At 50.8% G+C, this 23,363-nt stretch carries 22 protein-coding genes; 5 read left to right on the top strand and 17 right to left on the bottom strand.

Features of this window, described 5'->3' with window-relative positions:
* Window positions 1–10: 10 nt before the first annotated feature.
* The 5 genes from potG to nfsA form a co-directional block, all read right to left on the bottom strand.
* Window positions 11–1,144 carry a putrescine ABC transporter ATP-binding subunit PotG gene (gene potG / locus KKH3_RS07830; protein ID WP_010306630.1) on the bottom strand — a complete coding sequence of 378 codons (1,134 nt, stop codon included), beginning with the start codon at window positions 1,142–1,144 and terminating at the stop codon, window positions 11–13.
* A gap of 203 nt (window positions 1,145–1,347) precedes the next feature.
* Window positions 1,348–2,457: a spermidine/putrescine ABC transporter substrate-binding protein PotF gene (gene potF / locus KKH3_RS07825; protein ID WP_039357794.1), complete on the bottom strand. Its 1,110-nt coding sequence runs from the start codon at window positions 2,455–2,457 to the stop codon at window positions 1,348–1,350.
* A gap of 359 nt (window positions 2,458–2,816) precedes the next feature.
* Window positions 2,817–3,296, bottom strand: a complete 480-nt coding sequence (locus KKH3_RS07820) for a type III secretion system chaperone family protein (RefSeq protein WP_010306638.1) — start codon at window positions 3,294–3,296, stop codon at window positions 2,817–2,819.
* A gap of 282 nt (window positions 3,297–3,578) precedes the next feature.
* Window positions 3,579–4,490 carry a 30S ribosomal protein S6--L-glutamate ligase gene (gene rimK / locus KKH3_RS07815; RefSeq protein WP_039357791.1) on the bottom strand — a complete coding sequence of 304 codons (912 nt, stop codon included), beginning with the start codon at window positions 4,488–4,490 and terminating at the stop codon, window positions 3,579–3,581.
* Between the two features lie 16 nt (window positions 4,491–4,506).
* Window positions 4,507–5,226, bottom strand: a complete 720-nt coding sequence (nfsA, locus tag KKH3_RS07810; protein WP_039357787.1) for an oxygen-insensitive NADPH nitroreductase — start codon at window positions 5,224–5,226, stop codon at window positions 4,507–4,509.
* Between the two features lie 225 nt (window positions 5,227–5,451).
* Here nfsA and KKH3_RS07805 point away from each other — a divergent pair, with 225 nt between their 5' ends.
* A complete protein-coding gene (locus KKH3_RS07805; protein WP_039357784.1) occupies window positions 5,452–5,718 on the top strand; it encodes a GrxA family glutaredoxin in 267 nt (88 codons plus the stop codon).
* Between the two features lie 69 nt (window positions 5,719–5,787).
* On the opposite strand, the gene KKH3_RS07800 is transcribed toward KKH3_RS07805, so the two are convergent.
* Window positions 5,788–6,159: an inner membrane protein YbjM gene (locus KKH3_RS07800; RefSeq protein ID WP_039357781.1), complete on the bottom strand. Its 372-nt coding sequence runs from the start codon at window positions 6,157–6,159 to the stop codon at window positions 5,788–5,790.
* A 374-nt stretch (window positions 6,160–6,533) separates the two neighbouring features.
* Here KKH3_RS07800 and KKH3_RS07795 point away from each other — a divergent pair, with 374 nt between their 5' ends.
* The 3 genes from KKH3_RS07795 to deoR all read left to right on the top strand — a co-directional run bounded on the left by KKH3_RS07795 (window position 6,534) and on the right by deoR (window position 10,021).
* The gene (locus tag KKH3_RS07795) at window positions 6,534–8,222 is read left to right on the top strand and encodes an aspartate:alanine antiporter (protein WP_039362273.1); all 1,689 of its coding nucleotides are present in this window, start codon (window positions 6,534–6,536) and stop codon (window positions 8,220–8,222) included.
* A 325-nt stretch (window positions 8,223–8,547) separates the two neighbouring features.
* Window positions 8,548–9,216: a deoxyribose-phosphate aldolase gene (gene deoC / locus KKH3_RS07790; protein WP_039357778.1), complete on the top strand. Its 669-nt coding sequence runs from the start codon at window positions 8,548–8,550 to the stop codon at window positions 9,214–9,216.
* 31 nt (window positions 9,217–9,247) lie between these two features.
* Window positions 9,248–10,021, top strand: coding sequence for a DNA-binding transcriptional repressor DeoR (gene deoR / locus KKH3_RS07785; RefSeq protein ID WP_039357774.1), 774 nt, complete (start codon window positions 9,248–9,250; stop codon window positions 10,019–10,021).
* Here the strand turns inward: deoR and KKH3_RS07780 are convergent.
* The 4 genes from KKH3_RS07780 to KKH3_RS07765 all read right to left on the bottom strand — a co-directional run bounded on the left by KKH3_RS07780 (window position 10,018) and on the right by KKH3_RS07765 (window position 14,104).
* A complete protein-coding gene (locus tag KKH3_RS07780; RefSeq protein ID WP_039357771.1) occupies window positions 10,018–11,223 on the bottom strand; it encodes a serine hydrolase in 1,206 nt (401 codons plus the stop codon). The genes deoR and KKH3_RS07780 overlap by 4 nt on opposite strands.
* Before the next feature lie 285 nt (window positions 11,224–11,508).
* Window positions 11,509–12,168 carry a methionine ABC transporter permease gene (locus KKH3_RS07775; RefSeq protein WP_039357768.1) on the bottom strand — a complete coding sequence of 220 codons (660 nt, stop codon included), beginning with the start codon at window positions 12,166–12,168 and terminating at the stop codon, window positions 11,509–11,511.
* Entirely contained in the window at window positions 12,161–13,177 is a 1,017-nt protein-coding gene (locus KKH3_RS07770; protein ID WP_039357765.1) for a methionine ABC transporter ATP-binding protein, read from the bottom strand. Before KKH3_RS07770 ends, KKH3_RS07775 begins: the two co-directional genes overlap by 8 nt.
* 81 nt (window positions 13,178–13,258) lie before the next feature.
* Complete coding sequence (locus tag KKH3_RS07765) at window positions 13,259–14,104, bottom strand: MetQ/NlpA family ABC transporter substrate-binding protein (RefSeq protein WP_039357762.1); 846 nt, start codon at window positions 14,102–14,104, stop codon at window positions 13,259–13,261.
* A 142-nt stretch (window positions 14,105–14,246) separates the two neighbouring features.
* Here KKH3_RS07765 and KKH3_RS07760 point away from each other — a divergent pair, with 142 nt between their 5' ends.
* The gene (locus tag KKH3_RS07760) at window positions 14,247–14,864 is read left to right on the top strand and encodes a glutathione S-transferase family protein (protein ID WP_039357760.1); all 618 of its coding nucleotides are present in this window, start codon (window positions 14,247–14,249) and stop codon (window positions 14,862–14,864) included.
* Between the two features lie 31 nt (window positions 14,865–14,895).
* On the opposite strand, the gene KKH3_RS07755 is transcribed toward KKH3_RS07760, so the two are convergent.
* The 7 genes from KKH3_RS07755 to KKH3_RS07725 all read right to left on the bottom strand — a co-directional run bounded on the left by KKH3_RS07755 (window position 14,896) and on the right by KKH3_RS07725 (window position 23,361).
* Complete coding sequence (locus KKH3_RS07755; RefSeq protein ID WP_039357757.1) at window positions 14,896–16,062, bottom strand: PQQ-dependent sugar dehydrogenase; 1,167 nt, start codon at window positions 16,060–16,062, stop codon at window positions 14,896–14,898.
* 163 nt (window positions 16,063–16,225) lie between these two features.
* A complete protein-coding gene (locus KKH3_RS07750; protein WP_072034514.1) occupies window positions 16,226–17,644 on the bottom strand; it encodes an FAD-dependent oxidoreductase in 1,419 nt (472 codons plus the stop codon).
* Window positions 17,641–18,096, bottom strand: a complete 456-nt coding sequence (locus KKH3_RS07745) for a PNPOx family protein (protein ID WP_039357754.1) — start codon at window positions 18,094–18,096, stop codon at window positions 17,641–17,643. Before KKH3_RS07745 ends, KKH3_RS07750 begins: the two co-directional genes overlap by 4 nt.
* 65 nt (window positions 18,097–18,161) lie before the next feature.
* Window positions 18,162–19,946 carry a non-ribosomal peptide synthetase gene (locus tag KKH3_RS07740; RefSeq protein WP_052201318.1) on the bottom strand — a complete coding sequence of 595 codons (1,785 nt, stop codon included), beginning with the start codon at window positions 19,944–19,946 and terminating at the stop codon, window positions 18,162–18,164.
* A gap of 21 nt (window positions 19,947–19,967) precedes the next feature.
* Entirely contained in the window at window positions 19,968–20,894 is a 927-nt protein-coding gene (locus KKH3_RS07735; RefSeq protein WP_039357751.1) for a hypothetical protein, read from the bottom strand.
* A complete protein-coding gene (locus KKH3_RS07730) occupies window positions 20,891–22,300 on the bottom strand; it encodes an aldehyde dehydrogenase family protein (protein WP_080756524.1) in 1,410 nt (469 codons plus the stop codon). Before KKH3_RS07730 ends, KKH3_RS07735 begins: the two co-directional genes overlap by 4 nt.
* Complete coding sequence (locus KKH3_RS07725) at window positions 22,300–23,361, bottom strand: phenazine antibiotic biosynthesis protein (RefSeq protein ID WP_039357748.1); 1,062 nt, start codon at window positions 23,359–23,361, stop codon at window positions 22,300–22,302. Before KKH3_RS07725 ends, KKH3_RS07730 begins: the two co-directional genes overlap by 1 nt.
* Window positions 23,362–23,363: the final 2 nt, after the last annotated feature.

Genomic DNA, 23,363 nt, shown 5'->3' with positions numbered 1-23,363 from the left:
TTCGTCCTCGCTACACCGTCAGAACCACACAGCTATCCGCATCCCAACACAGCCGAACCTCATCTCCCCAGGTCGGCGTGCCTTTGCGATAGCGGTAGGCATTTTGTAACTGCGCGCTAATAGTTTGCCCGCTGTTGAGCCTGACGTGGTAAATCGACAAGTCGCCCAGATAGGCGATATGAACAACTTCCCCTACCGCAAAGTTACAGCCATCGGCCGGAACCTCTTCGCACAGCATGATTTTTTCAGGACGCAACGCGATGTAGACCGGGACACCATCGACCACCGAGACATCCGAATCCACCTTCAGCGGATGCACCAGTCCGGGGCTTTTAATGATCAGCGCATCGTCCTGACGCTCCTGCAAGATCCCTTCAAACATATTAACCGAGCCGATGAACTCCGCACTAAAACGCGTGTTCGGGTGTTCATAAATCTCTTCCGGTTCACCAATCTGTACGAATTTCCCACGATTCATAATGGCAATACGACCCGCCATGGTCATGGCTTCTTCCTGATCGTGCGTCACCATCACGCAGGTCACGCCCACGCGTTCCAGAATATCGACGACTTCAAGCTGCATACGGTCGCGTAATTTTTTGTCCAGCGCCCCCATGGGTTCGTCCAGCAGCAGCAGTTTGGGACGCTTCGCCAGACTACGAGCTAGCGCAACACGCTGACGCTGTCCGCCGGAAAGCTGATGCGGTTTACGATTGGCGAACTCCTGCATGTGCACCAGCGACAGCATCTCTTCCACACGATCTTTAATTTCTGCGCGCGGCAGTTTGTCCTGTTTCAGACCAAACGCGATATTCTTTTCCACTGTCATATGTGGGAACAGCGCATAAGACTGGAACATCATATTGATGGGACGCTGGTAAGGCGGCACCAATGACAAATCCTGGCCATCCAGAACAATCTGCCCCTGCGTGGGAAGCTCAAAACCCGCCAGCATACGCAGCAGCGTGGATTTCCCACAGCCAGAAGCGCCCAGTAGTGCAAAAATTTCGCCTTTATAAATCGTCAGGCTGACATCATCAACGGCGGCCTGACCATCGAACGATTTCGTCAGGTTACGCACTTCCAGCAGCGGCGTGGCCGCTTTTTGGGGTTTTGATTGAGGGCGGGGGATCGCGTCATTCACTTCGCATTGCTCTCCGGCAAAAGCAGAACAAGCCACACCACTGATAACGCCATTCGGCACTTTTTACATTCAGCGATGTGACACTATATAGAGCGCAAACAGGCGGATTACCCGCCTGTTTGCCACATTTTATACCCATCCATTACCTGGTTGCCGTAGCCAGCAACCGTCAAGCGTGTGGGTAACGATTCAGACCCAAGAGGCTACTTGCCGCTTTTAACCTTAGTCCATGCACGAGTACGCGTACGGTCAATCTGAGGAGATTGCACTTTAAGCGTAAACAGTTTGGCACGCACATCCGCTGGCGGATAAACGCCTGGGTTGTTACGAATCTCTTCGTTCACCAACGGCAAGGAAGCCAGATTACCGCTCGCGTAATACACGTGGTTACTGATTTCCGCCATCACTTCTGGCTTCATCAGGTAATCCAGAAACGCATAGGCTTCATCAAGATTCTTAGCATCTTTTGGAATCGCGAGGACATCAAAGAATGCCAATGCGCCTTCTTTCGGAATGCTGTACTGGATATTCACCCCGTTTTTCGCTTCTTTCGCACGGTTTCCTGCCTGCAAAATGTCACCCGCCCAGCCTACCGCGACGCAGATATCGCCGTTTGCCAGATCGTTGATGTATTGCGACGAATGGAAGTAACGAATACTCGGACGCAGTTTCAGCAACAGATCGGTCGCAGACGTGGTGTAATCACCCGGTTTGGTACTATTCGGATCTTTACCCTGATAGTTCAACACGGTCGCGAAGATCTCTTCCGGGGCATCCAGGAAAGATACGCCGCAGCTTTTCAGCTTTTCCAGATTCTCTGGCTTCAGCACCAAATCCCAGCTGTTAACCGGTGCATCAGCACCCAGTGCCGCTTTCACTTTCTCAACGTTGTAACCAATGCCCGTGGTCGCCCACAGGTAAGGTAAGGCATATTTATTATCCGGATCGTGCTGCGCAATCAGCTTCATCAGCTCAGGATCCAGATTTTTGTAATTCGGTAGTTTGCTCTTGTCTAATGGCTGAAAAACTCCCGCAGAGAGTTGGCGCTCAAGGAAGCTGGCAGAAGGAACCACCAGATCAAAACCCGTGCTGCCCGCCATGAGTTTGCCTTCCAACACTTCGTTGGAGTCAAACACATCGTAGACAACCTTAATGCCGGTTTCTTTCTGGAAATTGGCTAACGTGTTCGGTGCGATATAGTCGGACCAGTTATAAACATGCAGCGTTTTCTCTTCCGCAGATGCGGTGACGGACGCGGCCATCAGCAAGCCGGTAACAACACCCGATAGCCATTTTTTACGTTGGGTGAACATCCGTTCCTTCCTCCATATTCGTGGGAGTTAATATGTATCGTTTCGATACAAAACATGTCCTGCTGCGCTACAAAACGGTGAATGAGTATGCACCGATTTTATTCGCTCAGACACGGACATAGCCTTGATTTCGCTGTCTGTGTCTTACAGGAATAAAGCATAACCCCACAACATCGTGCGCACCATACTTGAACGTAAAAAATGGGTTTTAACGATTATTTATTCACATTTTATCGATGTGATGAAGGCGTTTAGCGACAAACAAAGAGAAATATCTGGCAATAAGGCGAAATAAGCAGAATAAATGACGCCGAAAGGAAAATAAGTAAAACCAATTGCTGCCGTTGGCAGCAACCGTATCAATGCAGATGTGAGGTAGTGACTCTGGCAGCAGAGCCCTCTTCTTCCTCACCGATAAACAGCAGATTATTAGCACTGGCCTCAAGGATCACCATTGAGATCTGCTCTTCAGACTGCTGCATGAAATGCCTGAATTGTTCCAGCGTCATGCCAGCGGCCACACTGAATGACTGGCAGACGATCAGCTTCGGCAGGTTATCGTCCTGAACGTCGATAAATGCCTTGACGGTCAACGAACTGGCATTGATTTGGCTCAGGTCGCCGACCAGAGGAATCAACGCGCTGGGCTTCACTTCGGCAAGTGCGGAAAACAGGATTACGTTATCTACCAGATCAACTTTCGCATCGAACACACCATCAAAATTTTGCATATGAGGAAGATGGAGCGCCTGACAGGAATCACATTCGAAATACAGAATATTCAGTTGGTCCAGCCACCGCCGTAGCATAGCCAAATCCGGGACGATGAGTGAATCCATCATATTTGCCTCATACCTGTCGCCGTTAAAGACGCGTTGTTGAAAAGAGAGCATCGCCCATACAGGAACGATGTTAAAACAGAAACCGCCCTTAAAACAGAAACGCGGTTAAAAACGGCACATAGCTTACGGAATATTGCGCGACGATGCCATGATAAAAGCGCGCCGCCGCCCGCTTTCCTCGTTCCGCTTCACGGTGACACATTGGATAACGGGGCTGTCCGGTGTCTATACGCCAATAAGCAACACCGTATTTTACGGCGTGGTCCCTGTTTCAGAAAGCTAACTTTTGCTTATTGTTGTCGATATTGCGAAGCGTCTCTGGGTATTTTGCTCAATAAACTCAATCATCATGTCGGCAATATCGAGTCCGGTCGTCGTTTCAATCCCTTCCAGCCCTGGCGACGCATTCACCTCCATGACCAGCGGCCCCCTATCGGCACGCAAAATATCGACGCCCGCAATGTTCAGCCCCAGCGTTTTTGTCGCTTTGATGGCAATCGCACGCTCCTGCGCCGTAATTTTCACGTTATTCGCCGACCCGCCGCGATGCAGATTTGAGCGGAATTCTCCCGCCTTCGCCTGTCGTTCAATCGCGGCAACAACCCGATTGCCGATCACAAAACAGCGAATATCTTTACCCTGCGCTTCATGCACGTATTCCTGCACCAGGATATGCGCATTTAGCCCGCGAAAAGCATCAATCACGCTTTCCGCCGCCTGCCGCGTTTCGGCCAATACCACACCGATTCCCTGTGTGCCTTCCACCAGTTTTACGACCAGCGGCGCACCGCCCACCATCGCAATCAGATCACCGGTATCATCTGGCGAATGAGCAAATCCAGTGATCGGCAAGTCAATCCCTTCGCGGGCAAGCAGTTGCAGCGAATGCAGTTTGTCGCGGGCGCGAATGATAGCGATAGCATTATTCAGCGGGTAGCTGCCCAGCATTTCAAACTGGCGCAATACCGCCGTACCATAAAACGTGATCTGTGAACCGATACGCGGAATAACCGCATCAAACTTATCCAGCCGACGCCCGCGGTAATGCACCGACGGCGCCGCCGAATTGATATTCATGTAGCAGGAAAGCGGGTCAATAACCTCAACGCTGTGCTTGCGCGCCTCAGCCGCTTCACGCAGGCGTTTGCAGGAATATAACGCTCCATCACGAGACAGAATGGCTATCTTCATAAATATCCTACGGATACTAGCGTATCGCCCATCCTTGTTGATGTAAGTAGTCCAGCATGAATGGACGTAACTCTTTTTTCAGCGTCCGTTCCAAATGCTCGCTCCAGCTTTCACGGCGGCTACCTGTACGTTCCAGATAATATTCCACCATTTGCTGGTCGTATTGCGCCAGCACATCACGGTCAAGCGGCTGATAAACATTTTCATGCAACAGCATAGCGGTTGGCATGCGCGGTTTCAGCATCGGTTCCGCGTCCGGGTGCCCCAGACACAGACCAAACAACGGCAGAACCCGCGTTGGCAATTGCAATAACTGCGTCACGTCAGCAATTCGATTGCGGATCCCACCGATAAATACGCCGCCCAATCCCAACGACTCGGCGGCAACCAGCGCATTCTGCGCCATGATAGCGGTATCGACGCAGCCAATCAGCAATTGCTCCGCCAGCCCAGTTTCTGCCTGTGGGAAGATCTCCACATGCCGGTGGAAATCGGCACAAAAGACCCAAAATTCAGCCGCCTGTGCCACATAGCCTTGTTCGCCAGTATAGTGAACGAGCGTTTCCCGCACGGCAGGATCGGTAATACGGATAATTGAGCTGCATTGTAAAAAGCTCGAGCTGGATGCACTTTGTGCGGAGGTAATGATGGCGTGGCGCTGCTCATCCGTTATGGCTTGAGACGTAAATGCGCGAATAGAACGGTGGCGCTGTAACAAATCAATCGTTGGTGTCACACTGGCATCCTTCAGTCGGTAAAGTTATTTCATCATCGATAGCTGATGCAAATCGTTGTAACAGGTAATGACTACTATTTTTCATCAATGAATACAGGCATAGTAGCGTAATTCGCAGTAACCTCATTAACCGTAACACTTTTAGCCGTGACCTTGTGTTTAATAGGCGTCACGCTATACGTTTCAAGAATGAGAACATTTTTCTAATTTTACAAAGGAGTTTACATGTTCGCTGTAATTTTCGGGCGCCCAGCTTGCCCTTACTGTGTACGTGCGAAAGAACTGGCAGAGAAACTGACCGAGCAACGTGATGACTTCAGCTTCCGCTATGTAGACATCCACGCAGAAGGCATCTCGAAAGAAGATTTGTCCAAGACGGTAGGAAAGCCGGTTGAAACCGTACCGCAGATTTTCCTGGATGAAAAACACATCGGCGGCTGTACTGATTTTGAAGCCTATGCCAAAGAGCACCTGGCCCTGTTCCAGTCATAATCATCAAACTGACAACACAACAGCGCGGCGACAGTCCGCGCTTTTTTATGGGGCAGGAATAGAAACTTCTCAACGAAGATAGCGTCGATACAGACTGCGCAAACACAACACGCCCATGGCACCCAGCACACACCAAAAGACCGCACTCATTACGTAGGCCAACTCTTGCCAGAAAGAGCGCATAGGCGTATTCCACAAGTGGAGCGCCAGCAAGCACACGGGCATCGCCGCCAGCGCGCCAAACAGCGGGTAAAGCAGGCGACCACGCGCAGAAAGGAAGCAGGCCACCATACCGGGCAGCAGAAAAAGCAGCATCCCCGGACTACCGCGCAACCCATCCCCCACCGCAACCTCTGATACCTCAATTTTTTGACTCAGAAACACGACGGTGAACAATAAAAAACAGCAGGTCGCACCGACCCAACCTTTATTTCTTGCCATAAATCGCCCCTATCAATATGCCTCCCAACCTGCATCAACCCGATACCGAAAATATGCGGCATGGTAAAAATGATTGGTGTATCTATTCCCCGACATGAAAAACATGAGGCTTCGCTACGATTTATTCGACATACGGTTGTCCGCAAAAAAAAGACGTTCACCACCGTATTTCTTCAACAGCGACACCACAATCATTAAATTAAACAAGAATTACACTGAACAATTTTTATCGGATAAATTATACTGAACGAGGCTGATTCCTTTCAGCTGACGCGTATTGATACCGTCACGGGAATTCATGCATTTCATGGCTAAATCTAGCCGCTATAATGAATAACATCAAGAACTTACTGGTAAACAACAAGTTACATTCCATGAATATAAACGTCGCTGATTTGTTAAATGGGAATTACATTCTACTTTTATTCGTGGTTCTTTCATTAGGACTCTGCCTGGGGAAATTGCGCTTAGGACCAGTACAACTCGGTAATTCTATTGGAGTTTTAGTTGTTTCTTTATTACTCGGCCAACAGCATTTTTCGATTAATACCGAAGCGCTGAGCCTCGGTTTTATGTTATTTATTTTTTGCGTGGGCGTGGAAGCCGGGCCGAATTTCTTTTCTATCTTCTTCCGCGACGGAAAGAATTATTTCATGCTAGCGCTAGTGATGGTCGGCAGCGCCATGTTACTGGCGTTAGGCTTAGGTAAACTCTTTGGTTGGGGAATTGGCCTGACGGCAGGGATGCTAGCCGGATCCATGACCTCAACGCCGGTATTGGTCGGTGCGGGCGACACGCTGCGCAATACTGCCAGCTTGGGTAACCAGCTCAGTATTGAGCAAGATCACCTGAGTTTGGGCTATGCGCTGACGTATCTGGTCGGTCTGGTCAGCCTCATTTTTGGCGCACGCTACCTGCCCAAACTCCAGCATCAGGATTTACCCACCAGCGCTCAGCAAATTGCACGTGAGCGCGGATTAGACCCAGACAGCCAGAGAAAAGTCTATCTGCCAGTGATTCGCGCCTATCGCGTCGGGCCGGAGCTGGTTGATTGGGCGGACGGCAAGAATTTGCGCGAGCTGGGGATCTATCGACAAACCGGTTGCTACATCGAACGCATCCGACGTAACGGGATTTTGGCCAACCCTGATGGTGATGCCGTCTTACAAATCGGCGATGAGATTGCGCTGGTCGGCTATCCCGATGCCCATTCCCGTCTGAATTCCAATTTCCGCGATGGCAAGGAGGTTTTCGACCGCGATTTGCTGGACATGCGCATCGTGACGGAAGAAGTCGTCGTCAAGAATCACAATGCTGTGGGCAAACGTTTGAGCCAATTGAAGCTGACCGATCACGGCTGTTTCCTCAACCGCATTGTTCGTAGCCAGATTGAAATGCCGATTGATGATAACGTCGTCCTGAATAAAGGCGATGTCTTGCAGGTCAGCGGGGATGCCAGACGGGTAAAAAGCATTGCCGATAGAATCGGGTTCATTTCTATTCATAGTCAGGTCACCGATCTGCTCGCCTTCTGCGCCTTTTTTGTCATCGGCATAATGGTCGGACTGATTACCATCCAATTCAGCAACTTCACCTTTGGTATCGGTAACGCAGCTGGGTTGCTGTTCGCCGGTATCATGCTGGGGTTCCTGCGTGCCAACCACCCGACTTTCGGCTACATTCCACAAGGCGCGCTTAACATGGTCAAAGAATTCGGCCTGATGGTCTTTATGGCTGGCGTTGGCCTAAGTGCAGGTAGCACCATCAACAGTAGTCTGGGAGAAGTCGGTATCCAGATGCTGGCTTCAGGGCTGATTGTTAGTCTGCTGCCAGTAGTGATTTGTTTTCTGTTTGGTGCGTATGTGCTGAAAATGAACCGTGCGCTGCTGTTTGGTGCCATGATGGGTGCACGAACTTGCGCACCTGCAATGGAAATTATCAGCGATACGGCACGCAGTAACATCCCTGCGCTCGGTTATGCGGGTACCTATGCTATCGCTAACGTGCTACTCACCTTAGCGGGTTCACTTATCGTGGTTATTTGGCCTGAGCTGCCCGGCTGACAAAATGTAAAAAATCGTCAATATTATTTTTTAAAAACCAGAACTTTTTCTTTGCCTTAAAGTCTGAATAAGTGCCACTGCTTTTCTTTGATTCCCCTTATTGAGGAGCCCATCGTTCCCGCCTTTCAGGTTCAAGAACGATGGGCGTTTTCTTTTATACGCTTCCCCCCACTTTCTCATCCTCCCCATCACAGGTATTACATTGATTTCTTTTTTGTTATTAAAATAACAAAATTTAATTTTATTGTTATTTTTGTGACATGAAAATCATTGAGTGTCATAATCACGCTATCTGATTTCTTATCGATATCACCGAGGATTAACCATGACTGACTACGCACGCTATATCGACCACACACTGTTAGCAGCCAATGCCACCGAACAGCAAATCACCACCCTGTGCGATGAAGCGATCGCTCACCGTTTTTATGCCGTCTGCGTTAACTCAGGTTACGTCCCTTTCGTGGCCGACAAACTGAAAGGCACTGAGGTTCAGGTATGCTCGGTTATTGGTTTCCCTCTTGGTGCAGGCCTGACATCCAGCAAGGCTTTTGAAGCGAAAGCGGCAATTGATGCTGGTGCCCAGGAGATCGATATGGTGATTAACGTTGGCTGGCTGAAAAGCGGGAATATTGCTGCCGTCAAAGCAGATATTCAGGCCGTACGTGAGGTTTGCGCCGCTATACCGTTGAAGGTAATATTGGAAACTTGTCTGCTTGATGACGAACAGATTGTCGTGGTGTGTGAAATGTGTCGTCAGTTGGATGTCGCTTTCGTCAAAACGTCTACCGGTTTCAGTACGGGCGGCGCACGTGAAGAACATGTTCGATTGATGCGTAGCACAGTCGGCAGCGAGATGGGTGTCAAGGCATCCGGCGCGGTTCGCGATCGCCAAACGGCACAGCGTATGATTGAAGCAGGCGCCACGCGCATCGGCACTAGCTCAGGCGTCGCTATTGTTTCAGGTGAAACGGCCACAGCAGGAAACTACTAACAACAAAAATAGCTTATTAGCAGGGAATTTTATGGAAACGCGGCGCGACGAACGAATCGGCAGACTGGCTCAGGCATTAAAGAAAACCGATAAACTCCATCTTAAAGACGCCGCACAGCTACTCGGCGTGTCCGAAATGACCGTGCGCCGCGATCTGAATGCAGATTCCACCAGCGTCATGCTGCTCGGCGGCTATGTCGTTAGCGACCTGAAGAATAACGGTGTCACGAATTATTTTGTCTCCGATCAGCAGAGCAAACACGTAAGAGAAAAGCAGGCTATCGGTACCGCCGCAGCCTATCTGGTGGAAGCAAACGATACTGTTTTTTTCGACTGTGGCACCACAATTCCCTTCATCATTGATGCCATTCCTGATGAATTACCTTTTACTGCTATTTGCTATTCCCTGAACACGTTTTTAGCGCTACAGGAAAAAAAGGCGTGCAGAGTCATTTTGTGCGGCGGGGAATACCATCCAGATAACGCGATTTTTACCCCGCTCAACCAGCGTAGCGAGCTGGACAACATCTGCCCGAATAAAGCCTTTATCTCTGCGGCGGGTATTGAGCTGACTGCGGGCGCCACCTGCTTTAACTTTGCCGAACTGGGTATGAAGCAACGCGCGATGGCAACCGCACAACGAATCATTATTGTGGCGGATAGCAGCAAGTTCGGTCAGATTAAACGCGCCTGTATCGGCCCGATGACGCTGTTTGATACAGTCATTTCCGACAGCGCACCGAGCGAATCCTACTTACGCTATTTTTCCAACAATGGTATTCAGTTCATCCACGCGGGGAATTAACCGAATAACCCACCGAACCACTGCTGCACCTTCATCATCACCGTATCCCAGAGGCGGCTAAAGAAACCTGCCTCTGGAATATCCTCCATCGCGACCAGTTCGCGCTGTCCGATGCTCTTGCCATCCAGTTGGAAGTCGATAGTGCCGACAACCTGATTCTTGGTTAACGGTGCGGAAAGCTGCGGCTGACTGAGCGTGAAGCTGGCTTTCAGGTTTTTCATTTGTCCTTTCGGGATGGTCAGTGCAGCATCCTGCGCGACGCCAAGCCGTGCTTCTTTCTCGGTACCAAACCAGACTCGCTGCGTGGTAAAAGGCGCATCCGTTTTGATAGGCGTTACCGTTTCGAAAAAGCGGAAGCCCCAGGTGAGCAGTTTTTCACTTTCACGGAAGCGAATGGCATCCGTTTGTGCCCCCAGCACCACAGAAATCAGGCGCATATTGCCTTCGGTAGCCGAGGCCACCAGATTGTGCCCCGCCCCGCTAGTGTGGCCGGTTTTCACGCCATCCACGTTCAGGTTAGTGCTCCACAGCAGACGGTTACGGTTAGGCTGGCGAATGTTATTGAAGGTGAACTCTTTTTCCTTGTGCAACGCGTATTCTTCTGGCACATCGCGAATCAGCGCCTGCCCTAACAGAGCCATATCACGCGCGGTGCTATATTGCCCCGGTGCATCAAGACCGTGCACGGTAAGAAAATGCGTATTCGTCAGGTTAAGTGCCTTCGCATAATTGTTCATCAGGCTAACGAACGCATCCTGACTGCCCGCGACATAATCCGCCAGCGCGATGCTGGCATCATTGCCTGACTGAATGACAATGCCTTTATTTAACTCAGAAACAGGGATGCGGTCGCCCGGCTTAAGGAACATCAGCGACGAACCGCGCAGTGCCGGATTGCCGGTTGCCCAGGCATCGTTTCCTACAGTCACTTCATCCGTCGGACGAATTTTACCGGATTTGATCGCCTGCCCAATCACATAGCTCGCCATAATTTTTGTCAGGCTGGCAGGGTCAAGACGTTCATCGGCATTGCTTTCTGCCAGCACTTTACCGCTGTGGTGATCGATCAGGATATAGGCTTTGGCATCAATCTGCGGCACCGCTGGCAACTGTTCCGCATAGGTGAATGGCACTACACCGACAAGCAATACCGTACCTACAGAGAAAGACGTGAGTCTGGTCAGGAAAGGAGTTGTTTTCATGAGTTCGCCGCGATATCCATCAGTCGTTAAAAATTCTTAATTTTCAATATGTTTTGAAAACTTTAGTAACACATAAAGGTAACTCGTCATCTATGGGATGAAAACCGTTCATTCTGTAAAGATAGTCAAAGAAATGAAAGTTTCTCAAAAAAGGCAGATAAAAAAAGGACTTAGGGAAAAGTAAGGAATGTCTGAAAATGCAGAAGGCAGGACGACCAGAAAAGTAGTGGATAGCACGAGGACATAGTCACGCAGACGCCCTCGTGCCAGCGGTTGGACATTCTATTAGCGGCGTTCGCGCTTATCTGCACGTTTTGACAGCCAGTCGCCCAGCGTCTGTACCACCTGCACCAGAATAACCAGCGCAATAACGGTAATCACCATCACCTCGGTTTCATAGCGGTAATAACCGAAGCGGATCGCCAAATCACCCACCCCGCCGCCGCCGACAATGCCCGCCATCGCCGAATAACCAATGAGGCTCACCAGCGTAATCGTCAGGCCACGTAATAGTCCCGCTTTCGCCTCTGGCAGCAGCACCGTGCCGATAATACGCATCGGGCTGGCGCCAAACGCTTCGGCCGCTTCCACGATACCGGGATCAATTTCACGCAGCGCGCTATCCACCAGACGCGCATAAAATGCGATTGCTGCGACCGACATTGGCACCGCCGCCGCCACAGGCCCAATCGTATTCCCTAAGAGAAGCTGCGTCAGCGGTAGCAGCAAGACCAGTAGAATCACGAAGGGAATAGAGCGGATAATATTCACCAGCACGGTGCCAAACAGGTAGACGGCGCGGTTTTGCCAGAACAGGTTTCTGTCGGTAACGTAAATCAGCAGCCCCAGCGGTAAACCGCCGATCACGGCAAACAGTGTGGAAATCCCCACCATCTGGAACGTTTCGCCAAACGCCGCGACCAGATCGATCCATAAATCAGCCATGCAGCACCTCCACGTTCGCCGTTCTTACCTGAATATGTTCCACCGCTTCCGTCACTTTTACGGGGTCAGATGGATGGGTCAATAGCGCGACGAGGATGCCTAGCGCACGATTGCCGATGTATTCGATCTTACCGTGCAGGATATTGACCGACACGCCAAAGCGCGTCGCAACGTCCGACAGCACGGGTTGCTCCGCCGATTCGCCAACGAACAGAATTTTCAATAAGGTGCCCTGTAAATCCTCCAGCAAGCGAGGTGGCAACGCCAGATCGAGCGTATGAGCCACCAGTTGGCGGGTAAATGCGTGCTGCGGCGTCGCGAAAATATCAAAAACATCGCCCTCTTCCACAACCCGACCGCCCGTCATCACCGCCACCCGATCGCAGACGGCCTTAATCACGCTCATCTCATGAGAAATCAGCACGATGGTAATGCCCAGTTTCTCGTTAATCTCTTTTAGCAACGCCAGAATAGCGGCTGAGGTTTCCAGATCGAGCGCTGACGTTGGCTCATCGCACAGTAACACTTCGGGATCGTTGGCAATGGCTCTGGCGATACCCACGCGCTGTTTTTGACCGCCGCTGAGCTGCGCCGGATACGACAAGGCTTTATCCGTCAGCCCTACCACGTTCAGGATTTCCGGCACCCGCGCCGCGATATCTGCACGGGATTTCCCAGCAGCTTTCAGACTGAATGCCACGTTTTCCGCCACCGTACGCGTCTGCATCAGGTTGAAGTGCTGAAAGATCATGCCGATTTTTTGCCGCTGTTCCCGCAGCGGCTGCCCGGCCAATTCACTGATGAGCACGCCATTGACGCGCACACGGCCTGATGTCGGGCGCTGCAAGAGATTGATAGTCCGCAGCAGCGTGCTTTTCCCCGCGCCGCTGGTGCCGACAATCCCATAAATTTCACCACGCGGGATGTGCAACGACACGTTGTCTACCGCGCGATTTTCTGGCTGATCCCCTTGCGAGAAGTCAACGCTAACCCCTTCTAACTCAATCATTATCCGCAAACTCCTGGCCTGAGCGGAAAAGAAGAAAGCCGGTCATAGACCGGCCAAAAGCGATGTTGTGTAACCTGAAACCTACTGTGCGGGCGCTGGCGTTTTCGCCTGCATCCACTCCGGTTTCTGGAACTGACTGTACATCAACGCCGGATCGTTGATCACCGCAGCATACGCGGGTGATTCCACAATCGCCTTGGTATCTTTAACAAAAGGTTTATCGAGATCGTCGGTGCGCACGGCAATAACGTTCTTCAAGTTCTCATCCAGCGTTTCCAGCTTAATGGCTGATGACAGTTTCATCCCGGATGCCAGCGCGAAATTGCCGTTCACCAGCGATGCTGTCACGCTATCCAACGTACGTGGCAACTGGGCGGCTTCCATCGGTTTGAAGACCAACCCACGCGGGTTTTCAAGAATATCTTTCTCTGACGCTTTGGTCGGATCGATATCCGCTTTAATCGTAATTAGCCCTATCGATTGCAGGAAACGCAGACCGCGAGCCAGATTGGTGGCATCGTTAGAGAGCGTCACTACGTCTCCTTTTTTCAGCTCATCCAGCGATTTGATTTTCTTCGAGTAGAAGCCCATGCTGGCTGTCGGTACGATAATCAACGGGGAAATCTTTAACCCTTTATCGGCGGCGAATTTCTCCAGATACAGCGTATGCTGGAAGAGGTTGGCATCAATACTGCCGTTCGCCAGCGCTAGATTAGGCTGAACATAATCGCTGAATTCACGCACGACGACCTTGTAGCCTTTTTTCACCAGCTCAGGTTTGATGGCCAGATTCACCATGTCGCCATACGGCCCGGGTGCTACGCCAAACGTGATCGTCTGTGGATCGCTGCTAGCGATGGCCAGTTGCATACCGGCGGCAAGCAGTGTAATGCCCAACGCGGCGCGAACAGAATGCGTCAATGTCATTGTGTAACTTTCCTGTCTGAATGTAACTTGCTGTCATTATTAAGAATGACAAGTTAAATCATAAAGACTAAAAAGGCATATCATTATTTCTCATCGACTGTCGCGGATAACCGGGACAGGCTTCACGAAGAAAGGGGCAAGTATGATAACGATTTGGGGTCGTGATAACTCGACCAACGTAAAGAAAGTCCTGTGGTGCGCGGAAGAGCTGGCGCTGCCTTATCAGCATATTGCAGCAGGCGGACAATTCGGTCTTAACCATGAGGCCGATTATCTGGCGATGAACCCGAATGGCCTCATCCCCTGTTTGCGGGACGACGATCTGGTGCTGTGGGAATCCAATACTATCGTGCGTTATCTGGCGGCACAGTATGGTCAGGATTCGCTGTATATTGCCGATGCGGGAAAACGCGCAAGTGCTGAGAAGTGGATGGACTGGGCCACCTCCTTCGCCGTCTTTTTCGGACCGGTGTTCATTAATATGGTGCGCGTTGCGCCGGAAAAACGCGATATGGCGTTAGTACAGAAAGGCATCGCCGAATGCGAACGTCTGTTCGATATTGTCGATACCGTTCTGGCTAATCAACCGTGGCTATCCGGCGAACAGTTTGGCATTGGCGATATTCCGCTAGGCTGTATTGCTTACGGCTGGCTGAATATGCCCATTGAGCAGCAGTCACATCCTCATCTGGAACGCTGGTATCAGCAACTCACCGAACGTCCGGCGTATCAGAAGCACGTCATGATCCCGCTGTCTTAAGTGAAACAGGCACCGTAAGGTGCCTGATTGATTACTCCAACCCGACTTTCAGCAATTTGCCATTGTCGTGATCCGTCAGCAGATAGAGGTAGCCGTCCGGCCCCAGTCTTACGTCGCGGATGCGTTCACCGCGATCGCTCAGCAAGCGTTCTTGGGACGCGACTTTATCGCCATCAAGCGTCAGACGAATCAGGTTCTTCTCTGCCAGCGCACCGATAAAGACTGAGTTTTTCCACTGTGGGAAACGATCGCTATTGTAGAAGGCCATTCCGCTGATCCCCGGCGATTTTTCCCAGTAAAAATCGGGGTTCACCATCCCTGCGATCTCTTTTCCTTTCGCTTCTGGAATCTTCAGCCCGGAATAGTTAATGCCGTGTGTCGCAATCGGCCAGCCGTAATTTTCGCCCGCTTTGGGAATGTTGATTTCATCGCCGCCTTTCGGGCCGTGTTCATTCTCCCACAGCGCGCCAGACCACGGATTAATCGCCAATCCCTGTGGGTTACGATGTCCGTAAGACCATATTTCCGGTCGCGCGTTAGGCGTATTCACAAACGGGTTATCGGACGGCACTTTACCCTCCGTGGTCAGACGAACAACTTTACCCTGTAATTTATCCAGGTCCTGTGCTGTCGGACGCTCGTTATTTTCACCCAACGCAATAAACAGATGCCCTTGTCGATCAAAGGCCAGCTTGCCGCCGAAATGGTTACCCGTCGACAGCTTCGGTTCCTGACGGAAGAAGACCGTGAAATTCTCTAAGCGTTTATTATCCTCGGAGAGTTTGCCATAGCCAACAGCGGTTCCCGCTTTACCGTCGCTACCCTCTTCGGCAAAGCTCAGGTAGATGCGCCGATTTTGCGCAAAATCCGGCGATAGCGCGACTTCCAATAATCCGCCCTGCGATTTCGCAAAAACCTTTGGTACGCCGGTTATCGGCGCAGACAGCGCGCTACCGGCTTTCCACAAGCGTAAATTCCCGGCGCGTTCGGTAATCAGGATCCCCTGTTCTTCCGGTAAAAACGCTAACGACCACGGATGATCCAACTTATCCTGCAATTCCGTCACCTTCGGTTCCGCCGCCAAAGTCTGGCTCGAAAACAGCAACGTTGCACTAAGCAGCAGCCAATGCGGCGCAGCAGAAAATCGTCGTAATACGGCGTGTGAAACAGAATCGCGAAGCATCGGGCTGTAGGACATAGCGTTGTCTCCATCCAACAAAAGTCCTGTAAATTTAGGCGGTAGGCAATGTTTGTGCAAAAAAACGGGGCAAGGTTTACATTTATTGAAGAAAGTAACGGCGCTACGATATAAATGACCGCCTGCGCCGACGCCAACCAGATCACTCAGGAAGCCACTGTTTTTACATAATGAAATCCTTCACGAATTTATAAGACAGCGTTTTATGAAGAGCGAGCTTTTTAGCGAAAACAAACATCAATCCTGATAGCGCATCGCTAAAAGCTTCATGACGTGTTTTTACGCCCATAATATCTTTTGTTATCCGAAATTGAATAAACGCCAGTGTGTCGTCTTTATAAGGATAAGGTGCCCCTAACCTGTCAGCGATAACCATACCAGACACGACAGCCCCCTCATGCCCAGCTAAACTGGTATCGACCCCACAAAACCACAGGTTGTCTTTACCCTGTAACTCGCGTAATCGCATTTTATGCATGAAATCCGCAGGTCGCTGTTTAGCTGCACGCCAATGACACGTTTTCACGATTTTTTCAGCGCGAATAGGATGCGTAGGATCGAGCGTCACCAATAAAGGTTTCGTAATATTCTGGTACGCCATTAACGCATTGTTCACTCGAGTCACACTGCCAAATAAATGAGTATGATCCGCCTGGGTACCCGTAAACTGACGAAAGTTGAAATAATGTAATGGGGTGTCGGAATTAAGGTAGTCAGCATCATGGTGCGCGACGCTGGTGATATTGTGGTATTCAAACTGGGATAATATTTCCTGTTGTTTGTGCTTTGGATCAACCAGTAAAGATAAGGTGACTTCCGCCGATGTGGCAAAAATCACCGCATCGAACGAGGCATCCCGATCGCCATAGCAGACCTGAACCTTCCCTCTATACGGCTTCACCGACTTCACCGCCGTATTAAGCTTTATGTGATCTCCCAGCGTCTCGGCGAGCACCTGCAAATAGCGTTGCATCCCACCACGAACTTTGCGCCAGTATCCTGGAGAAAAAAACGAAACCAGATTGGCATTAAATGAGATTGCAAAAAACATCAGTGGGTATACGCGTAGATCAACATTACATCCCGTAGAAATACTCATCATGGGATACAGAGCCTGATGAATAAACGTCTCAGAATACCCTTTTTCAGTTAAATACTCCGCAATGGTCATCGCTTTATACCGAGGGTCGCCAGAACTCATCACCTCAGACATGCCAAGCTGGAAACGACTGCATTCCTCCTGAATGGCCTGACGTAACGGGCCCTCCAATGTGACATTGCTCCAATACTGTTCCTCACTGGGAAAGTATGCATGGAAAGAGGAAGGCGCAACATAACTTCCCAGACCTAATCTCTGTAATATATTGAACACATTAGGCGAAATACGCTCGTTGAAATATTCAACCCCCATATCAATCGGCACACTCATCCCGTTTCCGATATCAACTCGCTGCGTGTGAACATGGCCTCCGATATAATTATTGGCTTCAAAGAGCGTGACGTTGTGCGTATTTCGTAATAGCCATGCGGCAACCATTCCCGCTGCGCCACCGCCAATAATAGCCAGATTTTTCTTCTTCATGATTCACGCTCCGGCCGGGTAGAACAGTGCCAGCACATACATCGTTTCATGCCCAAACGATTTTGCATGAATTTGATTTCTATTAACTTTAACGACCACATTGGCCTGGCCATGACACGGCTAAGCGGGTATCGCTGATAATAACGCGCACGCGCGATCCCCTCCTGCTCCGTCGACAACAGCGATGCAACAGCCTGATATTGCAACCCTTTCAGTTGCATAAGTGAAATGTCAGACCCCGTAATCGTCCCTGAAACTTCGGGTGCCTTAAGCATAAGACTGGCATGGCGTGTGGTAATATCACTCATGACGTACATTGTCATTTCATCTTGTTGGAAATGATAAAAACAACTGGCAGACCACACTTGCCCTTCTGCCGCAGCGCTCAACGTTAACAGGCGTTCCTGACTCATGAAATGACATATTTCATGGAGTTGTTCTTCGTTATTCATTTTTGCTCCCTTCGCACAAGCATGATGCAGAGTGCCGCTAGCTTTGTCCTGCCCCGGACGTGACCTTACTGCTCGGCATACAGTATTTTTTCCGCGATCGCTTTAGGACTTTCTAAAGCAGCAATCAGCGAAACAGGCACTTTTTTCTCCAGCCTGGCGCCAATCATCCCTGCGGAAATCACCGCTAGCGCAGAGTTTCCGCCCAGATCGAAAAAATTTGCTGTTTCATGAAAATCGGCCTGGCCCAGGGTGGTCGAAAATACGTCACAAATAATCGCTACCACCGCGTTAAAGCGTGCGTTGCGATGGACAGAGAGCCCATCATGCGTTTCATGGTGCAAGGTGTTATCCCACGTTGGTTCAGGGAGCGATTTTCTGTCGAATTTTCCATTGGGGTGCAAAGGGAAAGTGGCGAGTACCACAAATAAATCAGGTACCATATAGGCAGGAAGTACCTTGTGAAGCGCTTGCTCCAGTTCCGCTTTTGACAATGAGTTCTGGCTGATCACATAGGCCGTCAGCATGTCGTCGCCGTGCCCGGCGAAAGGTTTAGCAGCGACGACAGCGCCCGCAATACCAGGAAGATTTTCTAAGGCATGTTCGATTTCTTTTACACCAATACGATTTCCCCTGATTTTGATCTCTCCGTCCCCTCTGCCCAGCCATTCCAATTTTCCCTGCGGGTGCATTCGCACTCGATCGCCTGAGCGATAGATTCTTATACCGCTGTCAGGATGGGGGAAGAAAGCACTCGCCGTTCCCTCTGTATTGCCGTAATAGCCCAGCGCCAAACCAACTCCGGATAGATATAACTGGCCTTCTGTGGCAGGTTGAAGATCCTCATCCAAAACATGTAGCTGTGTGTTTTCTAAAGGTTCACCGATAGAAATAAAGGCCGCGTCTTTCTCGACGCATTCACAGGATGTCCAGATCGTCGCTTCCGTCGGTCCATAAAGATTCCATAAGCGCCGACATGTCTGATTCAACTTCCTTGCCACTGGCAATGGTAGTGCCTCGCCACCAGACAAAATCGTCACAGAGGTGTTAGGGCGCCATCCGGTCGCCAGCAGAATCTTCCACAAGCTCGGCGTAGCCTGCACAAAATGGCTTCTGGCTATCAGTGGAAGCAGACGATCAATCTCGTTCACGTCGCTATTGCTCGCCAGCAGAACCGTCCCACCAAGCGTTAAAGGATAAAGCAGTTCAAGAATCGAAATATCAAAGGCCACCGTCGTGTGCGCCAGAAACACTTCCGAGGCCTGCATGTGCAAACGCTTGCCGATCGCCGAGAGAAAATTACCCAACGCCTCATGCCCGATACTGACACCTTTGGGTTGTCCCGTTGAACCACTGGTAAACAAAATATAAGCAATATCGTGCTGTTGCATATCCAGACATACCCAACTCCCCTCCGCGCCTCGTTCGGGATAGATAACGCTATCGTGAAGTTCACGTGCTAATGCGCCATTATCTGGGTGGCTGAGCAGCAACGTCGGTCTGGCGACCTCAACGTACTGCTGCAATCGGGATAAGGGATAGGCAGGGTCTAGTGGAACAAAGGTTACGCCCATCGCCAGAGCCGCCACCATACTCGGGACTAACCATTGATCGCGGCATAACAGTAGCCCAATAACATCCCCTCTTTTAACGCCAGACGTCATCAACGACTGTTGAACCGAGACAACAAGCCGTTCAAACTCCGTATAGTTGACGGCGAATTGTGCGTTAATTAGCGCTATTTTATCTGCGTGATGCGCAAAAGCATGAAGAATCTGCTCTACCGCATTCGCGGTTTCTCTATTTCGCCGACAAACATTCCCTGCCGTCATATTCGTATTATCACCTGACATGGTTCCTCCTGATTTTTGCGATCAAATAGCCAACGGCGCCGGATAAATTTCAGCCACCCATTTCTCATCCCGAAAAGAAGCAGGCATACCAAAATCCATATTCAGGCTGCGAAGGAAAGGACCAATACACACTGTCTCAACGGCGCCTAATCGCTGTATCTGTTGAATCATGGCAGGCACAGACAACCGCTCCGTTTCGCTACGCACACTCATGACCTTTACGCCGTCGGGATCGTTCACAACATCAAGTCCATCCAGACACGTCACTATCGGGTAACGCGGGGAAAACACATTTTTCGTCTCGAGATAAGCGTGTACCTGCTGGGCAATGCGCTGCCGATATGGCGTGTGGTAGGCAGATTGACAGAGCGAAGGTGGAAGTACCTCCAGCATCCCCGGCCCTTCCTGCCCTTTCCCTTCCAGCATCCGCCGAAGCCCTGACACCATTAGCAGCGAGCCGACCCCTTGTTGAATTAAGCCATAGTCCACCGAAATCCGCATTTCAGGCGGCTGATGGTAAAAATCGCGATCGCCTTCTTGCATGGCCAGGACGAACCCTACCGTCTCATCCTCCGTTTCTGGTCGATCTACCCGTAAGTGAATGAGCGCAACCGCATCAGCGATCGTCAATGCGCCGGAAGCACAAAGCGCTGCAACTTCACCCAAGCTAATACCGCCTGCACAGCAGGGTTCACCGCGCTGTGCAACGACGCTATCAGTAATACCCAACATGCCGGCCAGCAAACCGAGTGACACGACCTGCATGCATGAAAAACCGTCAGGAATCGGTGCCTGACGAAGAATTACCGCCACGCTCACGTCCGCCACGCTGGCAATATGTTCAAACCGGGTGCGAACCTGCGGATGATGCGCATAGAGTTGCTGCATATCCGCCATCATGTGTGAAACGTCTGCGGGTCCAAAGATTAATGCATAAGGTGTTGTCACTGTATTTCCCCTGTAGTGGTTACGTCATCCCAGAATGAACTCACGCGCACGCCGCGGCAGCACATCAGAAATGTGCAGAGATAGTCATCATGCGGAACCAGTGATGACATCCAGGTTGTAGGAATAGCGCCGATATAAACATTACTGATACTGGGTTCATCCAGTACCGGCCTGAGTAGTTTCCGTTGGCGGGAGAAAACGCTAACGGCCAGCGACCCCGCCAATATGGATAGGCTCTTCGTCGCGTGGTAAGGCGCAACGAAGACGCAGGGAAAGGGAAATTCTTGCCGAAGCCGTGGATCGTCAGATTCGCTAAGCTCAATAACGGCTGGCTGAAGAAGATAACCAAACGGCGTTCGCGGCGCGTCGAACGGATGATTAACGCTATCGCTCAATACGCGTGATAATTGCTCGACAGTGTTGGCCGATCCGAGAGGCAAGCGATGCGCGGGGATATGCTTCAGCGCCAACCGTAGTCGCTGACAAAAATCCGTGACGTCGCCTTCAACCAGTACAGCGCTCGTGGATACACAGGCAGCACCACCGAGATCGGTCATAGATTTTGCTACCAGGGCAACCGCTTCATCACGATCGGCATCCGCACCAACGACGATCTTGGAACGCCCAGGCCCCTGTATTCGCACTGTCGGATGGTGTCGGTATTTTTCAACCATCTCAGAACCGCCATAGGCCAATGTAAAATCCGTTGAGGCAACCAACGCATCAGCGCCGCGATAATCGGTTGGAATGAACGCGACATAATTTTCCAGACCGGACATGGCTAGTGCGGAAACAACACGCTGTGCAGTGAACGGTTCCCGTGATGACGGCCTGACCAGAACACGGTAGCCCAGCGCCACAGCTTGCGGCCACAGTGCGTGAATACCGGGTCCATTACCTGCTGCAAGCACCGCAAATGTGTCGCCTTTACGGCTGAAAAGACTGCATCCTGCCAATGCATCAGGATCGCGCCAGGACCACCTCGCCCCTTTCGGCATCCCAACGTCGAGAGTTTCGGGCATTATTCGCAATGCGTTGGCAATTGACGCTAGCGCCTCCTGAATTACGTTGGACGGTAGCCCTGTGGTGCGGTGCACCCGTTGGCAATATTCATCGGGGGATAAGCCCTCGAGTATGCCGAACTGGAAGCGTTCCGCCGCTTCAGTCATCGCGGCATGAATCTCTGCCAGCGGCAAAACCGGTGCAGACTTCATGGCATCGATCGTATTGTGGATATAGATAGGGGGGGCGACGCCCATGTCTGCAACAGGAGCATCCAGCAGATCGTTAACCCAGATACGCCGTTGTGTAACATAGCGGCGCCCTAATGCGGAAGCATCAATACCATAATCGGTTATGGCCTTATCAGGCGTCACCACATGTGAAGAAGGAGAGACATCGTTCATTAATATACCCCCTCTATCACCACGTTCCCGGCAACCGTCGACAGCGGCGCAACCTGACTGACTGCGACGCCGGGGAAGTCATCTTCTCGTGGCATGCGAATCGCAGTGTCGCGTTCAAGAATATTGGGGAAAAAGGCATAACGGCTGAGATGATGCATAACCACCTGACCACGCGAACCAAATGCAACAGGGGTACGTGTCTGCGCGTCCTGAACATCAAAAAGAACATAGGGAGCAAAGCTATCGAAAATCGCTGGCATGGCGATATCAGGCACGTTTCGTGATTTGGCCTCACCTAAAATCATCGTACTGCCGTAGCTGGCTCTAATAGGAACAGAAGGAAAGACTTCCGTTTGTAAAAACAGCTGGGTATCAGGATCCATTTGCGTCCCACCCCAGGTGATTTCTTTCAACGTTTGATTCATTCGGCTAATTAATGCGGGACGTCTTGCCATACATTCAAGAATAGGCGGTGTGGCAATAAGATATTGAATAGACTGCGTAAAAAGAATATCTTCCGCCTGTTCGATAATATGTTCCGCATAGGCTTGCTTACTCCCGACATCATTTTTCTGGATACATTTCTTAACCCAGCGGGGATCGAGATCGACGGTAAAAAATAGTCCGCCCTTGGCTGCCGCCCGACAGCGATTGATCGCTCCGACGACATGAGGCCCTGTTGGGATAAGCGCCAGCGTATTGCCCATAGATTGTTGGCCATCGAGATGTGGTTGATCCAGCCGCCACGCCACCAATTCATCAAGCCAGGACTGGAATACCACAAGCCGTTTAGCCTTACCGGTAGTGCCCCCACTTTCAAATACGCCCGCTATTTTCTCATCATACAAACCGCGGGGGATAAGCTGCTCGACAGGCACATCACGGAGCAAATCAGCGACATCAGGAAAACGAGCCAGATCGTCGAAAGTGTTGATGTCTGTCAACGGATCAAAATCCAATGTATCCCGTCTTTCCAACCAGAAAGGCGTGCCTGTGTGCGTAGAAAAATGCCATTGCATCATGTGCTTCAGATGAGCATTAAAATTCGGTAAATTTTTCATGG

It is taken from the genome of Pectobacterium actinidiae, from assembly GCF_000803315.1.
In the GTDB taxonomy this organism is placed as follows: domain Bacteria; phylum Pseudomonadota; class Gammaproteobacteria; order Enterobacterales; family Enterobacteriaceae; genus Pectobacterium; species Pectobacterium actinidiae.
This window is presented reverse-complemented; position numbering and strand designations above follow the sequence as displayed.